Source organism: Anaerococcus octavius, from assembly GCF_900445265.1.
In the GTDB taxonomy this organism is placed as follows: domain Bacteria; phylum Bacillota; class Clostridia; order Tissierellales; family Peptoniphilaceae; genus Anaerococcus; species Anaerococcus octavius.
Genome location: NZ_UFTA01000002.1, coordinates 1,583,776 through 1,603,978, shown reverse-complemented (window position 1 = coordinate 1,603,978; position 20,203 = coordinate 1,583,776). Strand labels below are relative to the sequence as shown.

General features: G+C 30.1%; 9 protein-coding genes. All 9 read left to right on the top strand.

Going from position 1 to position 20,203, the window contains the following annotated elements; all coding sequences use genetic code 11:
• The first annotated feature begins 195 nt into the window (after nt 1-195).
• Nucleotides 196-1,185 (top strand): signal peptide peptidase SppA, encoded by a 990-nt coding sequence (sppA, locus tag DY249_RS07750; protein WP_115595763.1) that lies wholly within the window; start codon nt 196-198, stop codon nt 1,183-1,185.
• The gene (locus DY249_RS07745; RefSeq protein ID WP_115595762.1) at nt 1,178-1,651 is read left to right on the top strand and encodes an RDD family protein; all 474 of its coding nucleotides are present in this window, start codon (nt 1,178-1,180) and stop codon (nt 1,649-1,651) included. The genes sppA and DY249_RS07745 overlap by 8 nt, the downstream gene beginning before the upstream one ends.
• 207 nt (nt 1,652-1,858) lie before the next feature.
• Nucleotides 1,859-4,387, top strand: a complete 2,529-nt coding sequence (locus DY249_RS07740; RefSeq protein ID WP_115595761.1) for a ribonucleoside-diphosphate reductase subunit alpha — start codon at nt 1,859-1,861, stop codon at nt 4,385-4,387.
• A gap of 399 nt (nt 4,388-4,786) precedes the next feature.
• Nucleotides 4,787-7,819 (top strand): C1 family peptidase, encoded by a 3,033-nt coding sequence (locus DY249_RS07735; RefSeq protein WP_115595760.1) that lies wholly within the window; start codon nt 4,787-4,789, stop codon nt 7,817-7,819.
• Nucleotides 7,820-7,850: 31 nt separating this feature from the next.
• Nucleotides 7,851-9,230, top strand: coding sequence for a CAMP factor family pore-forming toxin (locus DY249_RS07730; protein WP_115595759.1), 1,380 nt, complete (start codon nt 7,851-7,853; stop codon nt 9,228-9,230).
• A gap of 46 nt (nt 9,231-9,276) precedes the next feature.
• A complete protein-coding gene (locus DY249_RS07725) occupies nt 9,277-10,656 on the top strand; it encodes a CAMP factor family pore-forming toxin (RefSeq protein WP_115595758.1) in 1,380 nt (459 codons plus the stop codon).
• Nucleotides 10,657-10,727: 71 nt separating this feature from the next.
• Nucleotides 10,728-18,641: a lectin like domain-containing protein gene (locus DY249_RS07720; protein ID WP_115595757.1), complete on the top strand. Its 7,914-nt coding sequence runs from the start codon at nt 10,728-10,730 to the stop codon at nt 18,639-18,641.
• Nucleotides 18,642-18,755: 114 nt separating this feature from the next.
• On the top strand, nt 18,756-19,814 hold the full coding sequence (locus tag DY249_RS07715) for a ribonucleotide-diphosphate reductase subunit beta (protein ID WP_101539711.1): 1,059 nt from the start codon (nt 18,756-18,758) through the stop codon (nt 19,812-19,814).
• A gap of 106 nt (nt 19,815-19,920) precedes the next feature.
• A complete protein-coding gene (locus tag DY249_RS07710; RefSeq protein ID WP_115595756.1) occupies nt 19,921-20,136 on the top strand; it encodes a helix-turn-helix domain-containing protein in 216 nt (71 codons plus the stop codon).
• Nucleotides 20,137-20,203: the final 67 nt, after the last annotated feature.

The following is a 20,203-nucleotide window of genomic DNA, read 5'->3' as shown; positions in this document are numbered from 1 at the left end:
TGGGCAGTTTTTTATTTTGGATATAATATTACATAGATATGTAAATAGGCCATGCGGCCTATACATTACAATTATTTAGTGTTAACGATAACTGTCATGCACTATAATTATACTGAATATTACAAAGAAAACAATTATTAACTATGTTATTATATTAACGATGGTTTTTAATAAATTATTTCCAAAGGAGGAATTATGGAAAACAAGAACAAGAAAAGGTGGCTAGCAGCAGGATTAGCATTAATAGTATTTTTAATATCTGCATTTTCAGATGGAAGCAAAGATATAAAAGAAAGGCAAGAAGCTAATTTCTACGACCAAGCCCGTCAAAGATTGATGGGTGCAGAAGATGAAGTTTTGTATGGAACAAACAAAGCTCAAAGAATAATGGTTGTAAATGTTGATGGACTAATTGCAAATGATGATTCAAATGATTACATAGTAGAAAAACTAGATGAAGCTTTAGATGATGATACCATAAAAGGAGTTATCCTACATGTAAACTCTCCAGGTGGTTCAGTATATGCAAGTGAAAAAATAGCAAAAAAAATTGAAGAAGTAAAAGAAAAAAATATACCAGTATATTCGGTTATGCAAGAACTAGCTGCAAGTGGTGGCTACTATATATCAGCTCCTTGTGATAAAATATATGCTTCCAATGAAACATTTACAGGATCTATTGGAGTTATAATGCAATCTTATTCCTTAGAAGGATTATTTGAAAAATATGGTATAAAAGAACAAAATATAAAAACTGGCAAAATGAAAGATGCTGGATCTACCGGCCGTGATATGGATAAAGAAGAAAAAGAATATTTCCAAGGACTAGTTGATAGTGCTTTTTCAAGATTTGTAAAAGTGGTAGCAGATGGACGTGATATGAGCGAAGACGAAGTAAGAAAACTAGCTGATGGTAGAGTATACGATGGTAGCCAAGCTGTCAAAAATGGATTGGTAGATGAAATCGGTGATCTCGATGATGCCGTTGCTGATATTACTGAAAAAGGTGAATTATTCGATCCAATGGTTGTAGAAAAAAATGAATTAGCAAATTCATTTTCAAAATATTTCCCTGAATTTTCTACAAACACAGAAAATCCCAAATCCGACTTAGCTATCTTAAAAGAATTTATGGAAAGCGAAGGCAATAAGCCTATGTACCTATACGGAGCTTATAATGAGTGAGATAAGAATAGAAAATAAAAAACAAAACATTGTTAATTTTTATTATGCAGGTTTTTTTATAAGACTATTAGCGTTTTGTATAGATATGGCAGTTACTAGCTCTCTCGCTAATATAGTCAAAAATTTTATAGGTGAAGATTATCAAATAATAAATAATATCAGCCTTTACGGTATAATATTTTGGCTTATCTGCCTTTTATATTTTACCTTGATGACATATTTTAATAATGGACAAACTTTAGGAAAAATGATTACGGACATAAGAGTTATACCAACAAAATCCGAAAAATTAACTTTTGGTCAAGTTGTTTCACGTGAAACATTTGGTAGATATGTACAAAACAAATTTTTGTTTTTGTATTTATTAGTGGCTTTTGTACCAAAAAAGCAATCATTAATGGATATGATTTGTGATACAGTTGTGGTTAAAAACAGTGCCTATGAGTACTACTTAGCTAGCAAATAAATTTTATAAAAATATATAAATATATATAAACAAAAGCTTATATTGTGCAAGATGGCAGAATATAAGCTTTGTTTTTGTTTTATCACAACTTTAAATACCATACTACATATGGTATAATACCAAAGGTATTATAAGGCACAATACTATATATAGTATTGTGATTTATATAAAAAGAATAGAAGAAATAAAAAATAGAAAGCGGTAATTATGGATATTATTAAAAGAGATGGGACAAAAGTTCCTTTTGAAAAAGAAAAAATAGAACTAGCTATTTCGAAAGCATTTGCATCAGTGGATAGCTTAGTAAGCGATGAAAAACTATCACAAATGAGTGATAAAATTGTAGCTACCATCGAAGAAAAATATCCAAAAGATCACGTGGTAAGTGTAGAAGAAGTTCAGGATTTAGTAGAACTTACACTTATTGATGAAAATTATTATAGGGAAGTCAAGTCATTTATTTTATATCGTGCTAAACATAACATGGATCGTAAGGTAATGACTGATTTTGAAGAGTATATTACTGATAAAGAGATTTTAGATATACTTACTAAAGTTCAAAAAGAATTTGACAATCAAAGATATCCTATTGATTCCTTATATATGAAATTTGAATCATTTACCAAGGACAATATGAGTGAGGATGAACTATTAAGTGCTTTAACTCGTGCAGCAAGTGAATTAACTAGTAAGGAAACTCCAGACTGGGAGATAATTGCTGCAAGATTTTTGATGTATGAAATTGATCTTGAAATAAAGAGAAATGAAGAAAGATATGATATAGTAGATTTTAAATCAAAAATTGACTATCTAACAAATGCTGGACTTTATGGTCCATATATCAAAGAAAACTATTCATCAAAAGATATGGATGAATTAGAAGCTTACCTTAAAAAAGAAAGAGATAATTTATTTACTTATTCTGGACTAGATTTAGTTAAAAAGCGTTATTTAATCCATACTTTTACTGGTGATATTATTGAAAGTGTTCAAGAAATGTTTATGGGCATTGCTATGCACCTAGCAATTCCGGAAAAAGATAAGGTTGCTTTTGCAAAAAGACTTTATGATATACTTTCAACATTAAAAGCAACAATGGCAACACCAACCATGACCAATTCCAGAAAGTCATTTAACCAACTTTCATCTTGCTTTATAGATACAGTTCCAGATACACTAAAAGGCATTTACCGTTCAATTACAAATTTTGCTGAAGTTTCAAAACACGGTGGTGGCATGGGTCTATATTTTGGAAAAGTTCGTGCAAATGGATCTGATATTCGTGGTTTTGAAGGAGTTGCTGGTGGAGTTATCCGCTGGATAAGACTTGCTAATGATACAGCGGTTGCAGTTGATCAATTAGGTGTTCGCCAAGGAGCTGTTGCTTGTTACCTAGATATTTGGCACAAGGATATGCCAGAATTTTTAGGACTCAAAACAAATAACGGTGACGATAGGATGAAAGCCCACGATATTTTCCCTGGGGTTTGTGTGCCAGATTATTTCTGGAAATTGTGCCGAGATGATATAAACGCTACATGGTATATGTTTGATCCACATGAAGTTTTAAAAAAATATGGCAAAGCTCTTGAAGATACTTATGGTGATGAATGGCAAGAATTTTACCTAAAACTAGTTGAAGATAAAAATATATCAAGAAGAACTATGCCAGTAAAAGAAATGGTACGTTTATTAATCAAATCTTGGACAGAAACAGGAACGCCATTTGTCTTTAACCGTGATGCTGTAAATAAAATGAATCCAAATAAACACAAGGGCATGATCTACTCATCAAACCTATGTACGGAAATTGCCCAAAATATGAGTCAGTCAGAAACAGTTTCTACAGAAATAATAGATGAAAATGGTGATACAATTATAGTTAACAAAACAAAACCGGGTGATTTTGTAGAGTGTAATCTTGCAAGTTTAACACTCGGGAAAATTGATGTTACAGATCAAGAAGAATTAGAAGAAACTGTAAGAACGATAGTTCGTGCCTTAGATAATGTTATAGATTTAAATTATTATCCAACTCCTTACGCAGAAGTTACAAATAAAAAATATCGTGCAATAGGTCTTGGAACAAGTGGCTACCACCATATGCTAGTAAAAAATGATGTAAAATGGACAAACAGAGAAGCTCACGGAGAATTTGTAGACAAAGTTTACGAAGATATAAACTATTATGCAATTTTAGAATCAATGGAAATTGCAAAAGAAAAAGGATCCTACAAAGAATTTAAAGGATCTGATTGGCAAACAGGTGCATATTTTGAATTGAGAGATTATAATAGCGATCGCTGGGAAAAATTAAAAGAAAATGTTGCTATAAATGGCCTTAGAAATGGATATTTAATGGCAATTGCTCCGACAGGATCAACATCTATTATCTCAGGAACATCTGCAGGAGTAGATCCAATTATGAGCAGATACTTTCTAGAAGAAAAAAAAGGCGCTATAGTTCCAAGAGTAGCACCAGGACTAACAACAAAAACTTTCTGGCTGTATGAAAATGCCCATGATATTGACCAAAATATTTCAATGGAAATGGCAGGTGTCAGACAAAGACATATTGACCAAGCCCAATCCATAAATATTTATATCACTAACGAATATACTATGCGCCAAATATTAAACGTTTATATAAAAGCTTGGGAATCAGGAGTAAAAAGCATCTACTATGTTAGAGGTAAAAGTCTTGAAGTAGAAGAATGTGATTCTTGTGCAAGCTAAAACTAATACTCACCTTTAAGGTGGGTTTTTTTGTGGTAAAAATTATTTTATATCCTATTGAATAAATATTCTTTTAAAAAAATTAATTAAAAAATAAATGAATTTCATATATTATTTTTATTTATAAAGTGTTTAATTGTAAACATTCATTTTGCAATGTATATATATTAAAGTAAAAATTTTATTATAATGTTTCTAAAGTATCCATCAAAAAAATTATTTATTTAAAGATATAAATTTGATAAAAAAATGAGCAAACTTTGTATAAATTGTAAGAATAATGAATTATAAGGTTAAATTATTCAGAAAATTGCAGAAAGTGTGAAATAATTGTCTTGACAAAGTGAAGAATATTTTATATAAATTTAGTAGGATAATAAATAGGTCTTGGGGGAAATTGTGGTAAAAAATAGAAAACATGTCCTTTTGATGTTATTGTTTAGTATTTCACTCGTATTTACTATAAATACTCCAAAAGCAGTAGCCAGTGAGGATATTAATCAAGCAAAAGAAGACAATGAAGGATTTTCTTTAAATGATGAAAGTCTAAATCAAGAAATTATAATAAATCAGGTTCCAATAAATCCAGATTTTAATAAGCAAAGAGCAAGTGCTGATAGCAAAAATAATGGTGTAAATGTTGATCCTTTAAAAATTTATACTGATTATGATGCTATAGATAATCCATATCCAGATAGGCAAATGGCAAATTTTTTGCCAGCTAGTTTCGATTTAAGAAATGAAGGCAGAGTAACTCCTGTTAGAAACCAAGGGCCAAATGGGTCTTGTTGGGCTTTTGCAACTTATGGATCTGCTGAATCTGTTTTATTACCACGTGAAAACAATGATTTTTCCGAGAAAAATCTTAGAAATACTCACGGCTACGATTGGGGTCCAAAAGATGGTGGATCTTGTCAAATATCTGCAGCTTATCTTGCTAGATGGTCAGGTCCTATTTCTGAAAGAGATGAGCCATATAGCCCCTATGATTTTAATTCTCCTATTAATTTCACACCTGTAAAAGAACTTCAAAGTGCTATGTATATACCAGATGTTAGAAATGCAAATGATCTTGCAACTCTAAAACGTGCAATTATGGAATATGGTGCAGCATATACTACTGTAAATGGAGATGAATCTTTTACTAATTTTTATACTATGGGCCATAATAATTACGGAAATGGCTGGGGCAATCATGCTATAACTTTAATCGGTTGGGATGATAATTATAGTGCATCAAATTTTAAATGGGGTGCACCTGGTGATGGAGCATGGCTTGCTAAAAACTCATGGGGTTCCAATTGGGGCGGCATGGGTGGTTATTATTATATTTCTTATTACGATACTATTATTGGGACTAGTAACTGTATTTTTCAATTAAAAAATAAAGAAAGAAACAAATCAATTTGGTATTACGATCCTCTTGGAATGACTAGCAATATAGGGAATGGTAGAGTAGCTTGGTTTTCAAATGTATTTGGACCAGCTAGGGAAAATTTACAAATTTCAGAAGTTGGAGTCTTTGTTCCGACTAATAATATAGATTATGAAGTTTATGTAAACACAAATATTGGTGGAAATAGTGGATTTAATAACAGAATAAAAGTTGCCAGTGGCAGTATAAGATATGCAGGCTACACAACTATTAAATTTGATCCACAGCAAATTCCTCAAGGTGCATATTTTGCACCGATTATAAAATTTACAACTACAGGTTATAATTACCCTATCCCGGTGGAAACACCAATCTGGGGATACTCATCTAGAGCAAGAGCTTCTAGTGGCGAATCATTTATTTCCTATGATGGATATAACTGGTCTGATCTAACAAATCAAATGGCTAATACAAATGTTTGTCTAAAAGCATTTACAAAGCCAGCCGGTTCCTATGTTGATCCTGATTATAAGCCTGATCCTAAGATTGTAAAAATTTCCGAGATTAACCTAGATAAAGACAATATAGAATTAAAGGTTGGCGAAAAAGAAAGTATAAAAGCAGATGTTTTGCCAATAGAAGCTACAAATAAAAAGCTTACATACAGATCATCTAATCCATATGTAGCAAGTGTAAATACAAATGGAGAAATAAGAGCTATTAGAGAAGGAAAAGCAAATATTATAGTTTCTGCAAGTGATGGTTCAGGAATAAGCAAAAATGTAAGTGTTATAGTAAAAAAAGTAGACACTAGCTCAAATAATGAATTAGTAGTTGATGTTAATTTACCAAAAGATAAGGTAAAACTAAATGAATATCTAAAAGTTCACATAAATGTAAAAGATAAAAATAAAAGATCTTTAAAAGATGCTTTAGTAGAAGCACGTTTTGCAGATGGCAAAAAAGTGTCAGTCTATACTGATGGAAATGGAAATGTAAATATGTACATTCCAACTAACCATATTAAAGAAGATGGCATATATAAACTTGATATAAAAGTATCTGGAGATTCATTTAAGGATTATGAAAAATCTTTTGATATAAGTATGGGTGATAAGGAAAAAACAAAAGATCAAGATCCGGTTTTAACTATAAGTCCATCAAAAAGTGAATACGCAAAGAATGAAAAAGTAGAACTGAAAATATCAACAAGACTTGGGAAAAAAGCACTTGCTTATACAGATTTTGATATAAAAATCACCAGTCCAAACGGGAAAATTCAAAAAGGTTCTGGAAGAACAAATGAGCAAGGAATAGCAACTTATAATTATAGCCTAGATAAAGATAATACTAGTGGGCAATACAAAGTAGAAGTGATTGCACATTCAAAATCAAGCGGAGATTTTGAAGGTGAATCTAGTTTTAAGATAAATGAAAAAGAAGAAGGCATTTCAGTAGGCTTTAGCCAAGATAAAAAATTATACTACTTAGGAGATAAGGCAAATATAAAATTAACATTTAAAGATCAAAAGGGAAATCCTTTAAAGAATTATAAGTTTAATGTAAAGGTGACAGGACCAAATAATTTTAATCATACTCTCACAAAAACTACTGATTACTCAGCAAATGCTAATTTATTTATAAAACCGACTAAAACTATAGGACCAGGTACTTACAAAATAGAAGTTAGCGAGACTAGCGAAAGCAAAGATAAAATAAATGCATCATATAAGATAGATTTTATAGATCCAAATAAAAAACCAATCAATTTAGAGATTACAGGTTTTAATGATACTTACAAAAAGTATGCAAAAGTGAGCGGAACAGTTATTGCAAAAGATGAAAAAAATTATAATTTAAAAGATGCAAATATAACTTGTTTGCTTTTGGATAGTTCAGATAAAAAAATTAACGAAAAGACTTTTAAATCTTCCTATACAGGCAAAGTTACCTACAAAGCACCTAGCCTAAAAGAAGGAGATTATATTTTAAAAGTAAAGGTTAATAAATCTTCTTATGCAGATAAAGAAGATGAAATAAAATTTTCTGTAAAGTAAAAAGCTTAAAAAATTATAAAGGGAGGTAGTAATGAGCAAAAAGTACAAGATTTTTTCTACATTAACTTTAGCAACATTTTTATTCACTTCGGTGCCATTTTACTATTGTTCTAAGTCATATGCAGAAAGTATGGAAAGTGCAAGTGAAGAATCTATGGAAGTCTCTGATATTGAAAAAATAAACGAAGACTATGATCTAAGATTAAGTGATGTAGAATTAAGACAAGAAAGTTCGGTTTTAAAAGGTGCTAGAATTGAAGGTAATAAGGCCTACGAAATACCTTTGATGAGTCAGGCAGAAAATGAACTTATAGAATTATGTGAAGATAGAAATATAAATATACCACAAGGAGTAAATCCAGAAAATCCACAACAATTTTTCTACATTGGTTCAGTTGGAGTTCGTATCCAATTACTAAGAAAAGTTAGTCAATTTATAAATCAAATGACAACGGAATATATTTATAAAATCCAAGAAGCCCACAATAAGGCTGCACAAATATCATTTGAAGCTATTATGGTTGCTATAAATCCATTTAATGGCAGAAAAGATGTTTTAAATGCTATTGAAAAATTTGATGAAAATGCAGAAAAAATTAAGGATTATCGTGATTTAACCAGTGGTGACCAAGCTACTATATATGTAAAAAGATTGATGTATAAAAATATTGGTCAAGCAAGAAGATCACAGAATAAATATTTTGGCAAGGGAACTTATGGCATGCGTGGTAAGGAAGAATATATACAAAATATTTATAAAAATGAAGTAAATGATATTAATAAACAAGTAGGACAAAAAATAACCTTTGGTCAACTAGTAGAACTAGATGCTAGACTTAAATCTGCTACATCATCTGCACTTTTATCTAGCGAAATAATTGCAAATCCAAAATGGATTAGCGAAAATATTAATCCAGAAATCAATAAGCAAAATAAATTAAAAGCCCAATACAGAAGTAAAATAAGCAAGGAAGACTATGACGCATGGCAAGGATTTGTAAAAAAACTTACCGATAGAAAAATCGAAAGAAATCCTAGATACGATCGAATAGCCGAAGCTTGCTACGATTTATGGGATTTTGATGGAGAGCTTATAGCAAAATACCCAGAAATTTTAAATAAAGAGGTATTTGGAGATTTTAATCTTTATATACCAAATTCTTACATCGAACCTTACCAAGTTGCAGATATTAAATGGATTGTATCTCCAACATTTGATAAAATCCCTCAAGGCATGCAAGCACAAAGCTCTAATATTATAATCGGTTTTGGAGCCCAACAAGCTCACTATGGCAATTATAATAGCTATGTTACAAATAGAAGCTCTTTACGTGATGAAACTATAACTACTAATATGGATGGGTCAAATCCAGAAATGATTTATCCGGATTTTACCGATCCAAATAATTAGAGATTAGTTTTCATTAGTAAGTAAAAAAATATCAGGAAGGATAATTATGAAAAACAAAATTTTAGCATCTTTACTAGCTATGCTAATGCTAGCAAATGTAGGTGCACCAGCAATTTCAAGTGCAAGTAGCGAAAGCGAAGCTTCCTTAATGGAAGAATACCAAGATAATATTCCACAACTTTCAGAATCTGAAATGCTTGAAGGCGCTACAGTCTTAGAAGAAAACAAAGTTAAAAATGTTCCTTTAATGCAAGCTTACCAAGAAGATTTGGTAACTTTAGCAGAAGATAGAGCTTTTGAACTACCACCACAAGCTCAAAGATATAACCCAGATACAATCTATGACCTAGATTCTATAGCTCCTAGAATAAAACTTTTAGGACTAACAGGTATCTTTATCCATAGATGTTCAACAGAATTAATTTATAAAGTACAAGCAGCTCACAGCAAAGCAGCTGGAGAAGTAGCTATTGCTTTAGTAACAGCTTTTAACCCATTTGCATCAGTTGATGATATAGAAGCAGCTTGCGAAAGAATTTCAAATGTTATGGATGAATTAGTACAAATGCCAGACTTAACAGCTGATGACTTTGCAACAATTTATCTTAAAAGAGTATTTAACAAAGACGTTAGAGAAGCAAAAAAATTATTAAATAAATATTATAGAGATGATTTATCTGAAGTTGGAGTTAAAGGTAAAAGAGATTTTGTAAGAACTTCACTTATGCAAGAGATAAATGATATTGCTAAAAAAGGTAACAGCCAAATTCAAGTTAAAGATTTAATAGAACTTGATGCAAGATTAAAATCAGCTTGCCAAGCAGCACTTCTTGAAAGAGATATCTATGCTTCTCCAAAATGGTTAAGTGGAACAATTGATAAAGAAATAAGAGATGCACGTAATATAAAAAATAAAACAAGCAAATATCTAACAACAGAAGAAAGAAATGCTTTCGAAAAAGAATTAAGAAAAGCAACTGATGTTAGACGTGCAAAAGATGTTTCTTATCAAAGAGCAGCAGAAGGTGTTTATATTTTAAGAGATTATATCAATGAATTAAGAGCAAAACACCCACAAGAATTTGAATCAGTACTTGCACTTAGAGAAGGCGAAGCAATTTCTTGGAGAGAATTTAATGTTCAATCTGAAATCCCTGATCCTGCAAGAATAGCAAAAATTGTTTGGTTAAATAGCCCATCATTTGATTTCTTACCAGACGGATTTACTCCAAGTGATAACGAAGAAATCATAGTTGGCTATGGAAATAACGAAAATAAATTACAATATGGTTCTTATGAAACTTATACAAATAATAGAGATAGACTAAGAGCATCTGAAGAAATAGTAGCACCTGATTTTGGTGATGAAGGTCAAGAAAATAACCAAACAGTAAATGAAGGTTATCTAATTTTCAATTTTAATTAATAAATACAAAGAGTAATGTGCTTGTAAATAATAGAGGGCTTATGCCCTCTATTATATTAAGGGAGAAAAAAATGAAAAACAAAGCTAAAATTTTTTCTGTAATCTTATCTTTATCCATGATTACGCAAATAGCTTACCCATCATTTGCGACGGGAGAAAATAATAAAAACCAAAGTAACGACTTAGTAGAATTTAATGAAGTAGACAAAAATATAAATCCAAACAAGGAAGATGCTGACTTATACGAAAAGTCAATATTAAATGATAAATTTAATAACGAAGATCAAAAAGATAATCCGATAAAAAAAGACCCTTACGATATATATACAAATTATAGTTCTATAGATAGTAAAGCAAAAAAGAAAACTTTGCCAAGAAGATATAGCAGATTTAATAACTTTTTTACGATTAGTAATAAATATGATCTAAGAGATGAAGGGAAAGTTACAAGTGTAAAAGACCAAGGACCAAATGGATCTTGTTGGGCATTTGCAACTTATGGATCTGCCGAATCAGTTTTACTACCTGATGAGAGAATGGATTTTTCTGAAAAACATATGAGAAATACTCATGGTTTTGACTGGGGTCCTAGCGAAGGTGGAACAAGAACAGTTTCTTCTGCCTACTTAGCACGTAGATCTGGTCCTGTTTTAGAAAAAGATGACCCATACGATATTTTTAACGGAAATTCTCCAGAAGATTTGCCAGTAGCAAAAGAACTTACACGTGCCTACTTTTTACCAGACAAAAGAGATGCTACCGATAATGATGTTTTAAAGAGAATGATCATGGAAAATGGCGGTATTTACTCAGCTGTAATGGGTGGAGATGATTATTTAAATAAAAAAACTATGGCTCATTATTATAACGGAGGTCAAGCTCCAAATCACGCTATAACCATTGTTGGTTGGGATGATGACTATAGTAGAAAAAATTTTAAAACAACTCCACAAGGTGATGGTGCTTGGATTTGTAAAAACTCATGGGGAACAAATTGGGGTACCCAAGGTGGTTACTACTATGTTTCATATTATGACAAAAATATAGGAACTCAGAACTCCCAATATATTCTAAAAGATTTAAATCCAAACGAAAAAATTTGGCAATACGACAAACTAGGCATGACTAGCCAAGTAGGTCTTGGGGAAGAGTCTTACTATGCAAATGTATTTGGTCCAGTGAAAGAAGATACATATTTAACAAATGTAGGCTTGTGGACATCTGCAAATAATGCCGAATACGAAGTTTTTGTAAATACAAATATAGAAAATAACGGCGGACTAACTGATAAAACAAGTATAAAAACAGGTAAAATGGAATTTGCAGGTTATGAAAAAGTAAAAGTAGAAGATACTTTTATACCAAAAGGATCTAAATTTGCAGTAATTGTCAGAATGAAAACTCCAGGATATAAATATCCTATACCAATAGAAAGACCAATCAAAGGCTTTTCTTCAAAAGTTACCGCTGATCCAGGTCAATCTTTTGTAAGTAAAGAAGGCGAAAAATGGACTGATCTTACCGATCAAATCCCAAATGCAAATGTATCACTAAAAGCTTTTACTACCGATGCTGACCATATTGATGAAAATGACGACCAAAGTCAAAAAATCGAGTCTATAAATTTTAAAGAAAAAGAAAAATTAATGAAAATCGGAGATGAAGTTTCTCTTCCAGTTGCTATAAAACCTGCAGATGTAAAAGCAAGTGATTTAAGATGGGAAAGCTCCGATAGAACGGTTTGTGAAGTAGATAAAGCTGGTAAAGTCAAAGCGATTGGCTATGGTGAATGCGTTATAACTGCAAAAGCTAAAAATTCTAGCAAAGTTTTTGATACTATGAGAATAAAAGTAGATGAATCAAATGCAGAATTTAAAGCAAATATACATTCAGAAAAGCAAAGCTACTTGCAAGGAGAACAAGTAGGTATAAATATAGGTCTAAAAGACCAAGATAATAACCAAATAGTAAATAAAGATATAGTTTGTGAAATAGTAACTAGTCACAATCAAAAATTTAAATACGATTTAAAAACAAATCTAACAGGTGAAGCTAATTTTAATGTAAGACTTGATAATAGTGCTGCCATTGGTAAATATAGAATAAATATTTATTACAAAGATAAATTAATTGGTATAAATACCTTTAATGTAGAAAGTAAAGATTTCGCTCCAAGTATAGAAAACCCATTATTTGTTACAAATAGTTTGGATAAAGATAAGATCAGACCAAATGATAGTGTAAAACTTGTTTCAAAAGTTTGCGACAAATATGGAGAAATAAAAAGATACGCAAAAGTAAATCTAACAATAACTACTCCATCAAATAAAGAAATAAAGAAAAATCTTTATACAAACAAAGACGGAGAAGCAATTTTTGATTTATCAAAAGATAATTTTACAGAGGAAGGTAACTATAATTTAAAAGTAGATGCAAGCCTAAGTGGATTTGATCCATTTACTGAAAATCTAGATCTACTAGTAGATAGAAATACAGCTGAAATGGCAAAACTTGATTTTGACATAGATATGGCAAAAGATGAGTATATGGCTGATAAAGAAAGTGTAGATATGACTTTTAAAGTTAGCCATGAAGGAAAGGCAATTTCAGATGCAAATGTTAGATTAACTATAACTGATCCAAATCAAAAATCTTACGAATTAGATTTAAAAACAGATCAAGAAGGTAAAGCAGCATTTTCTATGGACATAACAGACAAAAATGCAACTGGTATGTACAAAGTAGACGCAACTGCCTTTAAAGATGGATATTATGATATAGAAAAATCTGATACTTTCTTTGTAAAAAAAGAAGGTAAATACCTAAATATCTCCTTTGAATCAGCTAAAAAAGATTATAAGCTAAACGAATCAGCTTATATAAAAGTTCAAGTAAAGGATGAAAATAACAAGCCAAAAAGAAATGCATCTGTGGAACTAAGTATAGTAGATCCAAACCAAAAAGAAACCAAAATCAAAAAGGTTACTGATTATAATGGCTATGTATTTATTTATATGACACCAAAAGCCTATACATCAGCTGGAGAATATTCTATAAGTGCTTATGCAACTGCATATAATTATCCGTCAACAAAGTCTAATTATAAAATAAGATTTGGTGAAGACAATCCTGATTATAAAGAACTAACAGTAGATGCAAAAAATAAAAAAGACCAATACTTTGTAGACGAAAAACCAGAAATTTCATTAATAAGTTTGGATGAATTCGGCAATACTGTAAAAAATGCTGATGTAAATATTTCTATAAAAACACCAGATGGCAAGGTGATTGTAGATAGAAGTAAAACAGATGATAAGGGAAAAGCTAATTGGGCTTACAATTTAAAATTAATACCTGGAAAATATGAAGTAAGCTTTAAGGCAGAAAAATCAAATTACAAGTCTCTTGCAAAAACAGTAAGTTTTGTAGCAAAAGAAAGACCAAAACTAACAAAATTAAAAGCAAAAGTTACTACTGACAAAAAAGTCTATGAAGATTTAGCTAAGGCAAAGGTAAATCTAGATCTAGAAGATGAAAAGGGCAATAAAGTAGATGATGCATATGTTAAAGTAGCTATTGCAAGTAAAACTGGCAAAAATCAAGAAAATTTAAAAACAGACAAAGATGGTCATCTATCTTTTGATGTAAATTTAGAAAATGAAGGTAAATACATTCTTAACTTTGATATTTCAAAAGATAAATTCGAAAGTAAAAAACTTCGCCAAGTGATTTTTGTAACTAATAAATCTATTGAAAAAACTAGCGAGGAATACATTGGCAAAATAAAGGCAAATGATGTAGGTGCTTATATTGAGAAAAATAAACCATTTATTCTAGATATAAGGGCAAAATCATCCTTTGACAGAGCTCATATCAAAGATTCATTTAACCTTGACTATAATGATAAAGATTTTGATGTTTTCTTAGATAGCATTAGCAAAAACTCTAAGTTATTTGTAGTTTGCAACAAAGCAAGTAATGATGACGTTTTAAAAGAACTAAAATCAAAAGGATTTAAATCAGTCCGTGTCATTGAAGAAGGCATGGAAGAATATATCAAGATAGCTGATATAGATAATGATTCCTACAACAAAAACCTTGCTTTAACTATAAAAAGAGAAAAAGAAATTTATAATCCTAAAAATGAACTAGCTTTCCAATTAAAATCATTAGATACAAATAATAACTATATTGCAAAAGCAAATGTAGCATATAAAATTCTTGACCTTGCTAATACAGTTTTAGATAGCGGTGAAATAAAAACAGACAATTTGGGAGAAGCAAATTTAAAAATAAAACTTGCTGATAATACCTATCCAGGTAAATATAAAATTATTGCAAAAGCAAGTAAAGATGGCTATAAAGACACAAATTCAGCTGTTGTTTTCAATATAGCAAGCAAAGAAAAGGCTGATAACTTTGCACCTTACGATACTGCAAAGAAAAATGCATATTTTGACCACTTAAAGGGTGACTTAGAAAATGAAAAAATCATTAAAAACCTATACGGCAAAAATATTTTAGCAGAAAATGTAAAAGACTTTGCAGGTAAAGACCAAATGATAGGCGATAATTTTGATCTAGATAAGCCAAGCTTAGTATTATTTGCAGGAGAAAAAGACCCAAGCTTAGAAAAATTTGCAAAATTATCTCACGATTCATATAACTTTATGAGAATAAGTCCAAAATTAGATATAGACTATTTAAAAGAAAATAATTTGAAACGACTTATATCATATAGTGCTATCGATAGTGAAAACAATCTTCGCAATGGAAAATTAAAACTTGGTAAGGGAAATAAAATTTTAGTTCTAAACGAAGATGGTAGAATAGTAAATCTTATAGATGAAAAAGATTTTGATAATATTAAAGAAATCCTAGCTAAGCAAAATATAAAAATCGTAGATACAAATGTAGACCCAAATGTAGAAGTAAATAGTAACGGCAAGGCAAATATTTCTATCAGCATTCCAAGTGCTCGCATAAAACGCAAAGAAGTTGTAGAAACAAATGTAGAAATTAAAGATAGCAAAACAGGAAAAGCTCTTGCAAATAGAAATATCAAATACACCTTGGTAGATCCTTTTGGCAGGAGTGTATCCTACAATAGGCAAACGGATAAAAATGGTAGACATATTTTTAAGATAGGAACCAATGATAAAACTTCTCTAGGAAAATATAAATTAAAAGTAGAATTGTTAGATGCAGATTACAAAAATACTTTCAAATTCTTAGAATATGAAATAGTAGATGCAAATACTCCAGATCTTTTACAAATGAAGGCAGATATTTCTACTAACAAAAGCAAATACGATTTGGGAGATAGCATAAACTTAAGTATTGTTGCAAAAGATTTAAATAATTCTTTACTAGATAAAGCCACAGCAAGTGCAGTTTTAATAGATCCAAGTCAAAAAGAAATATTTAATAAATCAGCAACTTCAGATGCTAAGGGTAATATAAAAATATCATTCCCAACTTCTGATGAAAATAGCCTTGGCAAGTATAAAATAAAGGTAAGAATAAACAGAGAAGGATTTAAAGAATACAAAAAAGATTTAGAAGTACAACTTGGTGATGAGCCTATAAATCCAGATCCTGATTCAGAGCCAGACCATAAACCAGATCCAAAACCAAGTCCAGATCCTGATTCAGAGTCAGAAAAACCAAAAAATCCTATAGATGTAGAAGTAAAAGGACAAAACTTCCCACTGTCATTTGAAGGTGCGAATGCCCTAGGATTTTTCGAGACAACAGATAATCTTACTATGATAAATCTAAAAGCTAGATATGGTAATACCTACAACAATCTAGTTTTATATGACAAAGATAATAAGCCTATAAAAATAGGAGACATCATCGATAAAAAACGTCCAAGTATTTTTCTGATGGGAGATAGGATTGATAAAAACTCTAGAAAAATGTTTGAAAATTCCTCAAATATAGATAATAAGGCCTTTAACTTTGTAAATGTAGTTACAAATGCAAGTGCAAAAGACCTTGAAACTATCAGTAGCGGTAAACTTTATAAAGATTCTTTCTATAGAGGAAACTCACTAAATGGACAATTTAGATCAAATAAAAACCAAGTAGTTGTTTTAGATAAAAACGGAGCAGTAATAAATGTATTCCCATATAAATCTAATTATGAATTACTAAGAAGATTTAATATGTTAAATGGATATTATGCTGATAATGATAATTACAAGGCTTTAAGCCTAGATAATTTCTCAAATAATTATCCAATTTCTTTTGATCAAAGAAAGAAAAGAGGAGATTATAAGGGCATGAGCGATGAGGAAATGAAATTTAATAGCAAATATGCCAATGATTTTTCAAAAGCAGTTCTTATAAAATCTGACAATAGTAGAGTGAAATTAAATAAAATTTCCAAAAAAGATATAAAAATTCTTCTACTAGGTGATTATAGAAAAGATGAAACTATTAAAATGTGGGATAATGCTCAATACATTGCTGATGGTGATTATGATTTAATAAATGTTTCCTATCTAGGTAGTCAAACAGCTATAAATGCTGAAAAAGCAAGATTTAAAAGTTTATATGATGTAAAAAAAGATATTTATGTATCAGCTTCATACAATACACTATTTAATGTACAAAAACCAACAATAGTAGTAATTGATAAAAATCAAAGATTTTTATTTAGTAAAGAATATAAGTCTAACGAAGACATAAAATATGTTATAGATAGGACTTTAAATACAAGCGCAGTTAACCAAACTATAACTGATTCTTATAAAGATATTGGCAACTACGATGTGCTAAATGAAATTCCTAAAAAAGAAGATGATCCAAATAAAATTTATCCAATGTCCTTTAACCAACGTAGTGAAAGAGGGGACTATAGAATCTTTGAGCCAAACGAAAAAGATGTCAACAAAAAATACTACGGTAAGGATATGAATCTTTATATGATGAATAGTATGGATGAAGAAAATATTTATATTAAAGATTTCTTAGATAAAAAAGTAAATGTTATGTTAGTAGGATCTCCACAGGATAATAAATCTAGAATAATGTGGAAAAATTCAGCTTACCTAAATACAGATAATATAAATCTAGTTAAGATTTCAAATTATAAGGCAATCGACGATCTAAACTATATGTTTAAATCCTATGATATGAACGATATAAAAAATAATTTCTACTATGGTGGAGCAAAATTTGATTTTGATAAAGAAGTTTCATCACCATATGTAGTTGTAACTGACGAAGATGGAAAATTATTATTTGTAAAAAGATATGCTACAAATGAAGATGTAGAATCTTTAGTAAATAGAGCGCTAAAAACAAAATATTCAGCAGAAGATGGATCTGATGATTTCCCACCAATATCAAGTGAAGTAATATCAAGTGACAATAAAGATCACGAGCCACAATATATAGCTCCTGCAAATAGTGAAGAATTAGCAAGTAATTTTCCTATAACTTTTAACCAAAGAGAAAATAGGGGAGATTACGATGGACTTTCAGCTGAAGAAAAAAATCAAAATCAAAAATTTTATGGTAGAGATATAAAAAACATAAATCTTCTAAGAAATGACAGCACTTATAAAAAAATTTCTGACATAGGCGATAAAGATTTAACAATTTATCTTTTAGGAAATTACAAAGAAGAAAGTTCATTTCAAATGTGGAATAATGCTCACCAATACGTAAGTGAAGATTTTTCAATAGAACTTTTAAATTATGCAGCAAGTCCAAAAATATTAAATGACTCTATAAAAGCTCATAATTTAGATTTAGGAGATATTTATACAAATGGATCAGTACTCGCGTATTTAAATAACAGAGTTAATAATACAATTATAGCTGTTGATAAAAATTCGAAAGTTATCTTTATAAAAAAATATCAAGATAACAACGATCTAAAATATGTCTTAGATAGATGTGTAAAGACTCAATATTCAAGTGACATTAAATCTAACCAAGTACCTGCCATCTATGATGTAAATTTAGATTAAAAGTAATATTTAAAACCTCTTAGTAAAAAGCTAGGAGGTTTTTATTTTAAATTTTTACTCTTATTCCCAATAAAGGTACAGTGAAACTAGCAGACATAAAATAAGGAGAGCACAATGGAAGATAGTAAAAAAACTGAAGTTGAAAAACGTGGAATTTTTAATGAAGGTGGAGATATAGATCTCGGCAAAAGAAAAATAATCCAAGGAAATACTACAAACTTAAATGACTTTAATAATTTGAAATACATTTGGACAAGCGATTGGTACCGTCAAGCTATGAACAATTTTTGGATACCAGAAGAAATTAATCTAAACCAAGACATTAAAGATTATAGAAATCTAGATGATGCTGAAAAATTTGCCTTTGATAGGATAATTTCATTTTTGACTTATCTTGATTCAATCCAAACTGCAAATCTTCCAAATTTGCAAACATATATAACAGCAAATGAAATAAATCTTTGCCTATCAATCCAAACATATCAAGAGTCTATCCACTCACAATCATATTCATATATTTTAGATACTATTTGTTCACCAGAAGAAAGAACAAAAATTTTATATATGTGGAAAGATGATGAACATTTATTGCACAGGAATGAATATATAGGTGAGCAATACAATGACTTTTTAGAAGAAGATGACGAATTTAACTTTATGAAAGCCTTAATTGCAAATTATATCCTAGAAGGTATTTATTTTTACTCAGGATTTTCATTTTTCTATAATCTAGGACGTAATGGCAAAATGCCAGGAACAGTCCAAGAAATAAGATATATAAATAGAGATGAAAATACACACTTATGGCTATTTAGATCATTAATAAATGATTTAAGAAAAGAAAGATCTGACTTATTTACACAAGAACATATAAAATATTACACAGCTATGCTAAAAGAAGGAGTAGATCAAGAAATAGCTTGGGGAAAATACGCTATTGGTGATAATATAGTAGGATTAAATGGTAAAATGATAGAAGATTATATTAAATATTTAGGAAACCTAAGAGCAAAAGGATTAGGTTTTGGCAATCTTTATCAAGGATACGATGAAGTACCAGATTCAATGAAATGGGTAGAAGAATATGCAGATCCAAACCAAGTAAAAACAGACTTTTTCGAAGCAAAAGTTTCAGCGTATTCAAAATCTTCTATAATTGAGGATGATTTATAAAATTAAATATAATTTTAAATTACAAATAAAAAAATACGAAACAGTATTCTTGTACTGACCCCTAAAAGTTGGACTAAGAAACCAACTTAAGGAGGTCAGTTTTTTAATGACAAAATATAGTACAGAATTTAAGATTAAAGTAGTAAAAGAGTATCTTAAAGGTAATTTGGGATACATAAATTTAGCTAAAAAATATAATATTTCAAATGAATCTGTTGTTAGAAGATGGGTCAATGCTTTTAAGATTCAAGGCTATGATGGTCTCAAAGTATCAAGAAAAAACAAGAAGTACTCTTTAGATTTCAAACTAACTTGTACTTAACAGGAGAATGTCCTATCAAAGCCTTGCTAATGAACTAAAAATCAACAACCCAAGCATAATAACTAGG